Raw genomic sequence first — 13,681 nt, forward strand, 5'->3', positions numbered from 1 at the left:
TGCCTCCGCGGGGGTCGTCGTCTCGTCGGGGTCCGGGCACGGCCGCGCCCCGGCGGCGGGTCGCCGTCCGGGGCGCGGTCTGCCACGTGCTGGTCAGCCGCTCACAGCCAGCCGGGCACCACCAGGACCAGCCAGGTGACCAGCGGGATGATCGCGACCATCGAGAAGCCCCAGATCATCAGCGTCCGGAAGGTCCGGTCCCGCTCCGCCTCGGTGGCGTTGGCGACCACGAGGGCGCCGCTGGTGGAGAACGGGCTGGAGTCGACGATGGAGCTCGACAGCGCCAGGGCGGTGATCAGGCCGATCGCGCCGACCGCGTCGTCGCCCTGGAGGAACGGCACCGCCAGCGGGATGAGCGCGCCGAGGATGCCGGTGGTCGAGGCGAAGGCCGACACGACGCCGCCGATGTAGCAGATCAGCAGGGCGGCGATCAGCGGGACGCCGAGGCTGGCCACGTTGTCCCCGAGCCAGCCGGGGACGTCCTGGTCCTGCATCAGCCCGACGAACGTGACGATGCCGCAGATCAGCAGCACGGTCGGCCAGGCGATCTGGCCCACGGCGCCCTTGGCCCCCCGCGGGGCGACCAGCGAGAGCAGGACGCCGACGGTGACCGCCATCAGGCCGATGTCCAGGTCGAAGGCGAGTGCGCCGACGACCAGCAGCGCGAGCCCGACCAGGGTGAGCGTGCGGTCGCGGTCCAGGGTGGTGACCTGGCCCTGCTCCTCGGGGGCCAGCGCGGTGGTCTGCAGCGACCGCTGGTCCGCTCGTTCCCCGGCCGTGGGGTGGCGGTGGCCGGGCTCGCCGTGGCGTGCCTCGGTGACCCGGCCGCCGGCGATCGCCGCACCCCCGGTGCCGGTGCTCCCCACGGCCGTGCGCGCTGCGGTGGAGCCGCCGGGGATGTCCTCGCCGGTGTCCTCGGTGGCGTCACCGGCGACGGTGGCCGCGACGAAGTCGTCGTCGTCGCGGGAGTTCACGTCGACCCGCTCGCCACCCAGCAGCTTGCGGCCGCCGAAGAGGAAGAAGACGCCGATCGACAGCAGGATGTTGATGACGATCGACGCGCCCCACAGGAACAGCGGGCTGCCGGCGAGGTCGTTGCTGTCGACGACGTCGTTGGTGATGACGCCGAAGACCGACAGCGGGGAGAACCCGCCGGCGGTGGCGCCGTTGATGATGAACAGGCCCATCAGCACCGGGTTGATCTGGTACCGGCGGGCGAAGGACATCCCGACCGGGGCGATGATCGCGACCACGGCCGGGACGACGCCGCCGATGGCGGTGAGCGCGCCGGTCACGGCGAACATGGCCCACGGGATGGCCGCGAGCCGCCCGCCGGAGGCCTTGACCGCGGCGTGGACCAGCCAGTCGACCGTGCCGTTGTTCTTGGCGATGGCGAAGAGGTAGGTCACCCCGACCAGGACGACGAACAGCGAGCCGGGGAAGAAGCCGAAGACGGCGTCGTCGTAGGGCAGGTCACCGTCCGTGCCGTAGATGAAGTAGGCGGCGACGAAGGCCGCCACCAGCGCGAGGGCGCCCATGTGGACGGGCAGCACCGTGGCGATGAGGAACACCGCCAGGAGGATCAAGATCAGGACGAGCTGTACGGACACCGGCGTCCCCTGAGGTCGTCGCGACGGACAGCAGCCCGCCCGATGGTGATTCCGCGATGCGGAAGCGTCGTTTCGCTAGCGGGGATTAGAAGCGGTGGGCGAGCCAGTGTCAAGGGTCACAGCCCGTCCCAGACGTCTGCTTCGGTCATCCACCAGCCGGTAGTAGCCTCCCGCATGGTGGACTTCGGGTGTCGCGCCCGAGGCCGCGTGACGAGAGGGTCTTGGCATGTCAGGGACGACGACGACCGGACGCCACTTCCTGCAGATCCCCGGGCCGACCAACGTGCCCGACCGGGTCCTGCGGGCCATGGCGGCCCCCACCATCGACCACCGCGGCCCCGAGTTCGCCGCGCTGGGCCTGGAGGTCCTGCAGGCGGTCAAGCCGGTCTTCGGCACCGCCCAGCCGGTGGTCATCTACCCGGCCTCGGGCACCGGGGCCTGGGAGGCCGCGCTGACCAACACGCTGTCCCCCGGTGACACCGTGCTCGCCTTCGAGACCGGGCACTTCGCCACCCTCTGGCAGGAGATGGCCACCCGGCTCGGCCTGCGGGTGGAGTTCGTCCCCGGTGACTGGCGGCACGGCGCCGACCCGCAGGCAGCCCAGGAGCGGCTCGCCGCCGACACCGCGCACGAGATCAAGGCCGTGATGGTGGTCCACAACGAGACCTCCACCGGCGTCACCAGCCGCGTGCCGGAGATCCGGGCCGCCCTCGACGCCGCCGACCACCCGGCGCTGCTGCTGGTCGACACCATCTCCTCGCTGGGCAGCATCGACTACCGGCACGACGAGTGGGGCGTCGACGTGACCGTCGCCGGCTCGCAGAAGGGGCTCATGCTGCCCCCGGGCCTGAGCTTCAACGCGATCAGCGAGAAGGCGCTGCAGGCGTCCAAGACCGCCGGGCTGCCCCGGTCGTTCTGGGACTGGCAGCCGATCCTGGCCGCCAACGAGCGCGGCTTCTTCCCCTACACGCCGGCGACCAACCTGCTCTACGCGCTGCGCGAGGCGCTGCAGATGCTCGACGACGAGGGCCTGGCCAACGTCTACGCCCGGCACACCCGGCACGCCGAGGCGACCCGGGCCGCGGTGCGCGGCTGGGGGCTGGAGGTGCTGGCCCTCGACGAGCGCGAGTACTCCGGCTCGCTGACCGCGATCTGGATGCCCGACGGCGGGGCGGACGCCGTGCGCGAGGTGATCCTGCGCGAGTACGACATGTCGCTGGGCGCCGGGCTGGGCAAGCTGGTCGACAAGGTGTTCCGGATCGGGCACCTGGGCCACTTCAACGACCTGACGCTGGTCGGCACCCTGGGCGGGGTGCAGATGGGCCTGGTCCGCGCCGGGGTGAAGGTCGACCCGAACGGGATCCAGGCGGCCCTCGAGCGCCTGCAGCAGGCATGACCGCCGCGCCGGAGCGCACGGCGGTGCGCGCGGAGGACCTGGAGCGGGAGCTGACCCGGGCGCTGGACGGCGAGGTCGCCTTCGACGACTACACCCGGCACCTGTTCAGCCAGGACGCCTCGATGTACGTGATGATGCCGCTCGGCGTCGCCTACCCGGCGCACGCCGCCGACGTCGCCGCCGCGGTGCGGCTGGCCCGCGAGGCCGGTGTCCCGGTGCTGGCCCGCGGCGCGGGCACCAGCCTGGCCGGGCAGACGGTCGGCCCGGGCCTGGTGCTCGACCTCTCCCGGCACATGCACCGGATCACCGAGCTGGACCCGGGGACCCGCTCGGCGCGCGTCGAGCCGGGCGTCGTGCAGGACGAGCTGAACAAGGCCGCCGCGGCGCACGGGCTGATGTTCGGGCCGGACACCTCGACGTCCAACCGGGCCACGATCGGCGGGATGATCGGCAACAACTCCGCCGGCAGCGGGTCGGTGCGCTTCGGCATGACGATCGACCACGTGCAGGAGGTCGACGTCGTCCTGGCCGACGGGTCGACGGCGACCTTCGGTGTGGTCGACGAGGCCGAGCGCGCCCGCCGGGCCCAGGGCGACACCCTCGAGGCGGAGATCTACCGCCGGCTGCCCGAGCTGGTCGCGGCGAACACCGAGGCGATCGCCACCGGTTTCCCGCAGTTCTGGCGGCGGGCCGGCGGCTACCGGCTCGACCGGCTCGCCGAGGGCCAGCCCTTCGACCTGGCCAAGTTCCTGGTCGGCTCCGAGGGCACGCTGGCGATCATCACCTCGGCGCGGGTCGGGCTGGTGCCCAAGCCGTCCCGGCAGGTGTTCGCCGTCGGCCACTTCGAGACCGTGCAGGGGGCGATCAACGCCACCGAGGACGCGCTGTCGCTGCAGCCGGCCGGGGTCGAGCTGCTGGACCGCACGATCCTCGACCTCTCCCGGCAGAAGATCGAGTACGCCGCGCTGGGCCGGATCCTGCAGGGCGACCCGGAGGCGCTGCTGTTCGTCTCCTTCACCGGCGACGACGAGGCCGAGCTGGTCACGTCGATGGACGCCCTGGTCGCGCTCTGGGAGCGCAACGGCCACGGCTACCACACGCTGCGGGCGGTCACCCCGGCCCAGCAGGGCGCGCTGATGAAGGTGCGCAAGTCCGCGCTGGGGCTGCTGATGGCCAACTCCGAGGGCGCCCGCCGGCCGCTGGCGTTCGTCGAGGACACCGCCGTCGACCCCAAGCACCTGGCCGAGTACACCGCCCGGTTCGCCGAGGTGCTCGACCGGCACGGCCTCGAGGCCGGCTTCTACGGGCACTGCTCCGTGGGCTGCCTGCACGTGCGGCCCTTCGTCGACCTGAGCAAGCCCGGCCAGGTCGACGTCATGCGCTCGGTCGCGGTAGAGATCAAGGACCTGGTGCGCGAGTACGGCGGGGTCAACTCCAGCGAGCACGGTGACGGCCTGGCCCGCAGCGAGTTCAACCGGGAGCTCTTCGGCGACGACCTCTACGAGGCGATGCGCCAGGTGAAGGCGATCTTCGACCCGCAGGGCACGCTCAACCCCGGCAAGATCGTCGACGCGCCGTCGATGACCGAGCACCTGCGCGACGAGCACCCGCCGCAGCCCGGCCCGCTGCGCACCCGGCTGCAGTTCGACGTCGTCGGCGGCATGTTCGGCGCGGCCGACCGCTGCATGAACATCGGCCTGTGCCGGAAGTCCACCACCGGCGCGATGTGCCCCTCCTACATCGCGACCCGGATGGAGGAGCACTCCACCCGCGGCCGGGCCGGTGCGCTGGTCAAGGCGCTCAGCGAGGGCGACCCGCACACCGCGCTGGCCGACGAGCGGCTGCACGAGGTGCTCGACCTGTGCCTGATGTGCAAGGCCTGCAAGAGCGAGTGCCCGCTGGGCGTCGACGTCTCGGCGATGAAGAGCGAGGCGCTGGCGGCCAAGCACGACGTGCACGGCACCCCGCTGCGCTCGCGGGCGTTCGGTGCGATCCGGACGCTGAACCGGCTGGGCTCGGCGACCGCGCCGCTGTCGAACCTGCCGGGGAAGATCAAGCCGCTGCGGGCGCTGATGGACTCCCGGCTGGGCATCGCCCGGCAGCGCGACCTGCCGGTGTTCCACCGGACGACGCTGATCCGCTGGTTCAAGGGTCACCAGGCCCCGGCCGGGGCGACGCAGCAGCCGGTGACCATGCTGGCCGACTCCTTCACCAGCTACACCGAGCCGGGCATCGGCCAGGCCGTGGTGCGGCTGCTCGAGGCCGCCGGGCACCCGGTGCGGCTGGAGAGCAAGGGGTGCTGCGGCCGCGCCAGCATCTCCAAGGGCATGCTCGACGACGCCCGGGACAAGGCGCAGAAGCTGGCCGCGAACCTCTGCGACGGCGTCGCGCCCGGCTCGCCGATCGTGGGCTGCGAGCCCTCCTGCATCCTCACGCTGCGGGCCGAGCACGTCGACCTGCTGCCCGACGACCCGAACGTCCGGGACGTCGCCTCGCGGGTGCGGCTGCCCGAGGAGCTGCTGGTCGAGGCGATCGACGAGGGTCGGCTGACCCTGCGCGAGGACAGCTGGCTGGCCGGGCGCACGGTGGTCTTCCACGGCCACTGCCACCAGAAGGCCGAGGCCGGCACGGCGGCCACGGTGGCGCTGCTGTCGCGCATCCCCGGCGTGACGGTGCAGGAGCTGGACGCCGGCTGCTGCGGCATGGCCGGGTCGTTCGGGTTCGAGTCCGAGCACTACGACGTCTCGCTGCAGGTGGGGGAGGACCGGCTGTTCCCAGCTGTGCGCTCGGCCCCCGCCGACGCGGTCATCGCCGCGACCGGCGTCTCCTGCCGGCAGCAGATCTTCCACGGCACCCAGCGCACGGCGTGGCACCCGGCGGAGCTGGTGCTGGAGGCGCTGCAGCCCTAGCGGCACGCACCGCAGAGGCACCACCGCGAGAGGCGGCGACGGCACCCCCGTCGCCGCCTCTCCGCGTCTGCGCGGGGAGAGGCACGTCACGCGGCTTCGCCGTTGCATACAGCAACCAACTGGTGCACGATGGTTGCTGTCTACATGTACCGGGCGCACCGAGCCCGGAACGAGCAACGGAGGACGGCGTGGAGATCTCCCCGGAGACCGCCCAGCGGCTCAGCGCCGGGGTCGCGCACCTGGTGCGCACCTCCAAGCACCTCGGCTCCCGCGTCGCCGCCGACCTCTACGGCGACCTGCCCTCGTTCGGCTGGGCGCTGCTGCTCCCGCTGGAGCAGGGCGGCGACCAGCGCTGCAGCGCGCTGGCCGCGCAGGCCGGTGTCGACGTCTCCGTCGTCAGCCGGCAGGTGTCGGCCCTGGAGCGCGCCGGGTACGTCCACCGTCGTCCCGACCCCGCCGACGGGCGGGCCAGCCTGATCGGCCTGAGCGAGGCCGGTGCGGCCGCGCTCGCCCACACCCGCGAGGTCCGGGGGCAGTGGACGGCCGAGGCCCTGGCCGACTGGACCGAAGAGGACGCCCGTCAGTTCACCGTGCTGCTGGAGGAGCTCGCCGACGGCCTCGACGCCGCCGGCCGCCGCCGCAGCCGCCCCACGGCGGTCGCCGGATGACCCCACCCGCTCCCGCCACCGCCGGCCCCACCCGAACCGCACCGCCAGGAGAGACGTCCATGAGCACCACCGCCCCCATCCGGGCCGCCGCGGGACCCGCCGCGGACCCGGCGTCGGTCGCCCCGGCCGAGCAGCAGGGAGGGATGACGCACCGGCAGATCCTGTCCGCCCTGTCGGGGATGCTGCTGGCGATGTTCGTCGCGTTCCTGTCCTCGACCGTCGTGTCGAACGCGCTGCCGACGATCATCACCGACCTGCGCGGCAGCCAGAGCCAGTACACCTGGGTGGTCACCGCGACCCTGCTCGCCTCGACGGCCTCCACGCCGATCTGGGGCAAGCTCTCCGACCTGTTCAGCAAGAAGCTGCTGATCCAGATCGCGATCGTCGTCTTCATCGTCGGCTCGATGCTGGCCGGCCTCGCGCAGTCGGTGCCCCAGCTGATCGGGTGGCGGGTGCTGCAGGGCCTGGGCCTGGGCGGCCTGCAGGCGCTGGTGCAGATCGCGATGGCCGCGATGATCAGCCCGCGCGAGCGCGGCCGGTACTCGGGCCTGCTCGGCGGCGTCATGGCGGTGGCCACCGTCGGTGGCCCGCTCATCGGCGGGGTGCTGGTCGACACCAGCTGGCTGGGCTGGCGCTGGTGCTTCTACGTCGGCGTCCCCTTCGCCGCGGCCGCGCTGGTGCTGCTGCAGCGCACGCTGCACCTGCCGGTCACCAAGCGCGACGTCTCGATCGACTACCTCGGTGCGGCGTTCCTGACCGCCGGGGTCTCGGCGCTGCTGATCTGGGTCACCCTCGCCGGTGACACCTTCGCCTGGGCCTCGCTGCAGACGGCGCTGTTCGTCGGCGGCGGCGTGCTCGCCATCGCGGCGTTCCTCGTCACCGAGCTCCGGGCGAAGGAGCCGATCGTCCCGCTCCGGCTCTTCCGCGACCGGACGACGACCCTGGCGATCATCGCCAGCGTCGCGATCGGTGTCGCGATGTTCGGCTCGACCGTCTTCCTCGGCCAGTACCTGCAGATCTCCCGCGGCTACTCGCCCACGGCGGCCGGCCTGCTCACCATCCCGATGGTCGGCGGCCTGCTGGTCTCCTCCACCGTCTCCGGCATCCTGATCACCCGCACCGGGCGGTGGAAGCGGTTCCTGGTCGCCGGCTCGCTGCTGGTGGCGATCGGCTTCGCCCTGCTGGCGACGATCGACCACGCCACCAACATGGTCCTGCTGGGCGTCTTCCTCGCGGTCCTCGGCATCGGCATCGGCATGACCATGCAGAACCTGGTGCTGGCCGTGCAGAACACCGTGGCCGCCACCGACCTGGGTGCGGCCAGCTCGGCGGTCGCCTTCTTCCGCAGCCTCGGCGGCACGATCGGCGTCTCGGTGCTGGGCGCGGTGCTGTCCAGCCGGGTGGGCACGCTCATCCAGTCGGGGCTGGCCGACGTCCCCGGTGCGGCGGGTGCCGCCGGGTCCGGCGACATCGGCCTGGCCCAGCTGTCCGACGCGCCGGCGCCGATCCGGGCGCTGATCCAGGTCTCCTACGGCGACGCGACCGGGCGGATCTTCCTGATCTCCGCGGCGCTGTCGGTCATCACGATCGTGGCCATCCTGCTCATCCGCGAGGTGGCGCTGCGGACGTCGTCCGGCGACGAGCAGCTGCGGGCCGCGACCGCGCAGGGCAGCACCGCCGCGGTGGACGGCGAGCTGGCCGCCAGCGCCGGCCGCCGCTGACCCCGCCCCCTCCCCGCAGGACGACCGAGGCCGCCTCCCCGTCGGGGGAGGCGGCCTCGGTCGTGCGGGGAGCGGTCAGGAGACGAGCGAGGCGTCCAGGGTGATGTCCACGGCGGACAGCGCCTTGCTCACCGGGCAGCCGACCTTGGCCGCCTGGGCCGCCTGCTGGAAGCCGTCGGCGTCCAGGCCGCCGACCTCGCCGCGGACGGTGAGCACGATCGTGGTGATCGTCGGGGCGCCGTCGACCTGCCCGAGGGTCACGTCGGCGGTCACCTCGAGCGACTCGGTGGTGCCGCCGGCCTTGCCGATCTCGCTCGACAGCGCCATCGCGTAGCAGGACGAGTGGGCCGCGGCGATGAGCTCCTCGGGGCTGGTGGTGCCCCCGGCCTCCTCAGCGGCGCGCTTGGGGAAGCTGACGTCGTAGGTGCCGACCTTGGAGCTGGAGAGCTCGACCTGGCCGGAACCCTCCTGCAGCGAACCGTTCCAGGCAGTGCGTGCGGTGCGCGTGGGCATCGGACCTCCTCCTCGGCAGGTGACCCGGGTCGCGGCTGCGACGCCCGTCGGTCACCGGGCCTGTCGGGCACAACCGTCGCGGGGTGGCGGTGTTCCCGCCACCCGACGACGGAGCGCCGGCGGAGGAGCTAGACCTGCGCGTTCTGCGGGGTCGTGGAGACCCGGTCGGTGATGGTGCGCAGCTGGCCCCGGAGCTCGGCGAACTGCTCCTGGTCCAGGGCGAGCGCGGAGATCATCTCGGCCGAGATGGCGCAGGCCGGGCCCTGCAGGGCCCGGCCGGCGTCGGTGAGCCGCACCGAGACCGAGCGCTCGTCGTCGGCCCGGCGGTGCCGGGTGACGAGGCCGGCAGCGGTGAGCCGCTTGAGCAGCGGGGAGAGGGTGCCGGAGTCCAGCGCGAGGCGCTGGCCCAGCTGGCCGACGGTCTGGCCGTCCTCCTCCCACAGCAGCATCAGCACGAGGTACTGGGGATAGGTCACGCCCAGCTCGTCGAGCATGGGCCGGTAGCGGGCGGTGACCGCCCGCGAAGCGGCGTACAGGGCGAAGCAGAGCTGGTCGTCGAGTGCCACGCTCGGCGACGGGGTGTCCGTCATGGACCCCAGAGTAGGGCGCGACCCGGCTTCGGGCCGCCGTGTCGTCCGTCTCCTCGCCCATTCGTGCCGGAGAGTCGCGCTCACCGACCCCGCCGCGTGGTCGCACTGGACGGCCCCGGGTTGAGTGGAACAGACTCAACTCCTGCTCCGTTGGACAGGCCAGACAGTCCCCGCACCGCAGGAGAGGACACCCGCACCGACCATGCAGAGCAAGCTCACCACCCGTTCGCAGGAGGCCGTCGCCGCCGCCCAGCGTCTCGCGGTCGACCGCGGCCAGGCCGCCCTGGAGCCCCTGCACCTGCTCGTCGCGCTGCTCGAGCAGGCCGACGGCATCGCCGGCCCGCTGCTGCAGGCGACCGGCGCCGACCCGGCCGACGTCCGCGCCAAGGCCGACGCCGCGCTGCGCCGGATGCCCAGCGTCAGCGGCGCCACCGTCGCCGCCCCTGCGCCGTCCCGCGAGCTGCTGCGGGCGATCAACGCCGCCGGCGAGCAGGCGAGCGCCCTCGGCGACGAGTACGTCTCCACCGAGCACCTGCTCGTCGGGCTCGCCACCACCGAGGGCGAGGCCGGGGCGGTGCTGACCAGCTCCGGCGCCACCCGCGACACCCTGCTGGCCGCCTTCCGCACCGTGCGCGGCAGCCGGAAGGTCACCACCCCCGACCCGGAGAACACCTTCCAGGCGCTGGAGAAGTATGCCGTCGACCTGACCGCGCGCGCCCGCATCGGCAAGATCGACCCGGTCATCGGCCGGGACACCGAGATCCGCCGCGTCGTCCAGGTGCTCTCCCGGCGCACCAAGAACAACCCGGTGCTGATCGGCGAGCCCGGCGTCGGCAAGACGGCGATCGTCGAGGGCCTGGCCCAGCGGATCGTCGCCGGCGACGTCCCGGAGAGCCTCAAGGGCAAGCGGCTGATGGCGCTGGACCTCGGCTCGATGGTCGCCGGTGCGAAGTACCGCGGCGAGTTCGAGGAGCGGCTCAAGGCCGTGCTGCAGGAGATCACCGACGCCGAGGGCCAGGTGATCACCTTCATCGACGAGCTGCACACCATCGTCGGCGCCGGCGCGAGCGGCGACTCCGCCATGGACGCCGGCAACATGATCAAGCCGATGCTCGCCCGCGGCGAGCTGCGGATGGTCGGGGCCACGACGCTCGACGAGTACCGCGAGCACATCGAGAAGGACCCGGCCCTGGAGCGCCGCTTCCAGCAGGTCTACGTCGGCGAGCCCTCGGTCGAGGACACGATCGGCATCCTGCGCGGGCTCAAGGAGCGCTACGAGGTGCACCACGGCGTCCGGATCACCGACGCCGCGATCGTGGCCGCCGCCACCCTCTCCGACCGCTACGTCACCGCCCGGTTCCTCCCGGACAAGGCGATCGACCTGGTCGACGAGGCCGCCAGCCGGCTCCGGATGGAGATCGACAGCCGGCCGGTCGAGGTCGACGAGGTGGAGCGGGTGGTGCGCCGGCTGGAGATCGAGGAGATGGCGCTGTCCAAGGAGGACGACCCGTCGTCGGTGGCGCGGCTGGCCGCGCTGCGCACCGACCTGGCCGACCGCCGGCAGGAGCTCGACGAGCTCACCGCCCGCTGGCAGCAGGACAAGAACGCCATCGGCCGGATCCAGCAGGTCAAGGAGGAGCTGGAGCGGCTCCGCCTGGAGGCCGAGCGGGCCGAGCGCGACGGCGACCTCGCCCACGTGGCCGAGCTCCGCTACGGCCGGCTCCCGCAGCTCGAGCGCGCGCTGGCCGAGGCCGAGGCGTCGGCCGCCGGGCGCGAGTCGATGCTCAAGGAGGAGGTCGGCGCCGACGACATCGCCGAGGTGGTGCAGGCCTGGACCGGCATCCCGGCGGGCCGGCTGCTCGAGGGCGAGACGCAGAAGCTGCTGCGGATGGAGGACGAGCTCGCCAAGCGCGTCGTCGGCCAGCCCGACGCCGTCCGCGCGGTGGCCGACGCCGTCCGCCGGGCCCGCTCCGGGGTCTCCGACCCCGACCGCCCGACCGGGTCGTTCCTGTTCCTCGGCCCCACCGGCGTGGGCAAGACCGAGCTGGCGAAGGCGCTGGCGGAGTTCCTGTTCGACGACGAGCGGGCGATGGTCCGCATCGACATGAGCGAGTACTCCGAGAAGCACTCGGTGGCCCGGCTGGTCGGCGCCCCGCCCGGCTACGTCGGCTACGAGGCCGGTGGCCAGCTCACCGAGGCCGTGCGGCGGCGCCCGTACACGGTGGTGCTGCTCGACGAGGTCGAGAAGGGGCACCCCGACGTCTTCGACGTGCTGCTCCAGGTGCTCGACGACGGCCGGCTGACCGACGGGCAGGGCCGCACGGTCGACTTCCGCAACGTCATCCTGGTGCTGACCTCGAACCTGGGCTCGCAGGTCATCGCCGACCAGTCGATCCCGGAGGACCGCAAGGCCAGCGCGGTGCAGGACATCGTCCGCGCGCACTTCAAGCCGGAGTTCCTCAACCGGCTCGACGACGTCGTCACCTTCCGGGCGCTCGGCTCCGACGAGCTGGCCGGCATCGTCGACATCCAGGTCGGCGTGCTCGCCCGCCGGCTGGCCGCGCGCCGGCTGACCCTGCAGGTCACCGACGCCGCGCGGGAGTGGCTGGCGCTCAACGGCTTCGACCCGGTGTACGGCGCGCGGCCGCTGCGCCGGCTGGTGCAGTCGGCCATCGGCGACCAGCTCGCCCGGGCGCTGCTGTCCGGTGAGATCCGCGACGGCGACGCGGTCGTGGTCGACTGGCCGTCCGACGTCTCCGCGGGCGACACCGGCTTGAGCGTCACCCGCGCGGCCGGCTGATCCCTGCCGCCCCGGGGCGGCCGCCGGCTGTGGACGACGGCAGCGGGCGGTCGCCCCGCCGCCCCGCTGGGTGATCACCCTCGGCCGGTGCTGGTGGGCGCTGCTGCCGCACCGGGACAGCCGGGAGTGGGTGGCGCCCGCAGAGCCCGCCGCCGCGGGACGATGAGGCGGCGGGCGTGTCCAGCAGGTGCCCGTCACCACCGGATGCCCGATGATCATCAGCGTCCGCACGATGAGGTGAGTCGAGGAGCGTCATGACGTCAGGACCGCAGGACCCGCAGCAGGGTGGCTACGGGCAGCAGCCGCCCTACGGTCAGCCGCAGCAGCCGCCGTACGGCCAGCAGCAGCCCGGCTACGGCCAGCAGCCGGGCTACGGCCAGCAGCAGCCCGGCTACGGCCAGCCCGGTGGCGGTCAGGGTGGCTACCCGGCTGCTCCGCAGGGCGGCTACCCGGCCGCACCGCAGGGCGGCGACTGGGGCGGCGGCGCGCCGGCCGCCCCCACCGAGCGCCCGACCACCGTCAAGGCCGGCATCGGCGCCTTCCTGGCCAACATCGTCATCGGCCTGCTCGGGCTGCTGCTCGCCTTCACCGACATGGACCAGTACCGCGCCGACCTGGCCGATGCGTCCAACCAGACCGGGCTCACCGAGGACGAGATCTCCTCGATCGTCAGCGTGACCATCGGGATCACCCTGCTGATCATGGCCGCGTTCGCCGTCGTGCTGTGGTTCGCCTGGAAGGGCCACAACTGGGCCCGGATCGTGCTGTGGGTGCTCGGCGGGATCAGCGTCCTGTTCGGCCTGCTGGGTGCCGGCGCGCTGGACTTCCTGTCCCTGGTCGGGCTGCTGCTCACCGCCGCCGGGATCGTCCTGCTGGCGCTCAAGCCGTCCAACGAGTGGTACCGGGCCGAGGGTCAGCGCCGGGCCCGGCGCTGACCGGACGCCTCGCGCACCGCGGCTGCGTGGGCCCTACCGGGTCCACGCAGCCGTCGTGCGGCTGAGCAGGCTGGCGACCGCCGCCGCGCAGAGCACGAGCACGAGCATCGAGGTCACCGCGATGCCACCGGTCACCAGCGTCGCGCCGAGGGTGATCAGCCCGAGCAGCCCGCCGGCCACCAGCCCGCTCCACCGCGCCCAGCCGCGGCCGCGGGCGAGGAAGAACGCGGAGACCGCCGACAGCAACCCGAAGACGACGGACTGGGCGAGGTTGACCTGCACCACGGTCACCGCCTCGGACCGGGACTGGTCCGACTGCGCGTCGACGATGGCGTCGACCACCGCGTCCCAGGCCAGGGTGGTCAGCAGCGCGCTCAGCAGCAGCAGCAGGGCCAGCGCAGCGAGCACCCCCACGGACACCCGCACGGAGGTCGGCATGGCGCCGGTGGAGGGGGAGGACGGTCGCGCGCTCACCCCGCCAGCCTGGCACGACGCGCTCCGCACCTGCGGTTCCCGCCGATCGGCGCGGCGCGGGGATG

The 13,681-nt window shown here is 73.1% G+C and carries 10 protein-coding genes; 6 read left to right on the forward strand and 4 right to left on the reverse strand.

Translation table 11 applies throughout. The features are described 5' to 3' along the window. Positions 1–101 precede the first annotated feature (101 nt). Positions 102–1,610: an SLC13 family permease gene (locus FHX36_RS17640; protein WP_110550968.1), complete on the reverse strand. Its 1,509-nt coding sequence runs from the start codon at positions 1,608–1,610 to the stop codon at positions 102–104. Positions 1,611–1,836: 226 nt separating this feature from the next. Here FHX36_RS17640 and FHX36_RS17645 point away from each other — a divergent pair, with 226 nt between their 5' ends. From FHX36_RS17645 to FHX36_RS17660, 4 genes are all read left to right on the forward strand, one after another. Further along, positions 1,837–3,006, forward strand: a complete 1,170-nt coding sequence (locus FHX36_RS17645) for a pyridoxal-phosphate-dependent aminotransferase family protein (protein ID WP_110550967.1) — start codon at positions 1,837–1,839, stop codon at positions 3,004–3,006. Continuing rightward, positions 3,003–5,915: an FAD-binding and (Fe-S)-binding domain-containing protein gene (locus FHX36_RS17650; RefSeq protein WP_110550966.1), complete on the forward strand. Its 2,913-nt coding sequence runs from the start codon at positions 3,003–3,005 to the stop codon at positions 5,913–5,915. The genes FHX36_RS17645 and FHX36_RS17650 overlap by 4 nt, the downstream gene beginning before the upstream one ends. A 188-nt stretch (positions 5,916–6,103) precedes the next feature. Continuing rightward, positions 6,104–6,583, forward strand: a complete 480-nt coding sequence (locus tag FHX36_RS17655) for a MarR family winged helix-turn-helix transcriptional regulator (protein WP_110550965.1) — start codon at positions 6,104–6,106, stop codon at positions 6,581–6,583. A 59-nt stretch (positions 6,584–6,642) separates the two neighbouring features. Beyond that, positions 6,643–8,304 carry an MDR family MFS transporter gene (locus FHX36_RS17660; RefSeq protein WP_110550964.1) on the forward strand — a complete coding sequence of 554 codons (1,662 nt, stop codon included), beginning with the start codon at positions 6,643–6,645 and terminating at the stop codon, positions 8,302–8,304. Positions 8,305–8,379: 75 nt separating this feature from the next. Here FHX36_RS17660 and FHX36_RS17665 read toward each other — a convergent pair whose 3' ends face one another. Beyond that, positions 8,380–8,817: an OsmC family protein gene (locus FHX36_RS17665; protein ID WP_110550963.1), complete on the reverse strand. Its 438-nt coding sequence runs from the start codon at positions 8,815–8,817 to the stop codon at positions 8,380–8,382. Positions 8,818–8,945: 128 nt separating this feature from the next. Continuing rightward, a complete protein-coding gene (locus tag FHX36_RS17670; protein WP_110550962.1) occupies positions 8,946–9,407 on the reverse strand; it encodes a MarR family winged helix-turn-helix transcriptional regulator in 462 nt (153 codons plus the stop codon). 202 nt (positions 9,408–9,609) lie between these two features. On the opposite strand from FHX36_RS17670, the gene clpB reads away from it, so the two are divergent. Both clpB and FHX36_RS17680 read left to right on the forward strand, forming a co-directional pair. Further along, complete coding sequence (gene clpB / locus FHX36_RS17675) at positions 9,610–12,207, forward strand: ATP-dependent chaperone ClpB (RefSeq protein ID WP_110550961.1); 2,598 nt, start codon at positions 9,610–9,612, stop codon at positions 12,205–12,207. 254 nt (positions 12,208–12,461) lie between these two features. Then, entirely contained in the window at positions 12,462–13,142 is a 681-nt protein-coding gene (locus FHX36_RS17680) for a hypothetical protein (RefSeq protein ID WP_181428649.1), read from the forward strand. A gap of 33 nt (positions 13,143–13,175) precedes the next feature. Here FHX36_RS17680 and FHX36_RS17685 read toward each other — a convergent pair whose 3' ends face one another. Beyond that, a complete protein-coding gene (locus tag FHX36_RS17685) occupies positions 13,176–13,616 on the reverse strand; it encodes a hypothetical protein (RefSeq protein WP_110550960.1) in 441 nt (146 codons plus the stop codon). Between the last annotated feature and the right edge of the window lie 65 nt (positions 13,617–13,681).

Source organism: Modestobacter versicolor, assembly GCF_014195485.1.
GTDB classification, from domain to species: Bacteria; Actinomycetota; Actinomycetes; order Mycobacteriales; family Geodermatophilaceae; genus Modestobacter; species Modestobacter versicolor.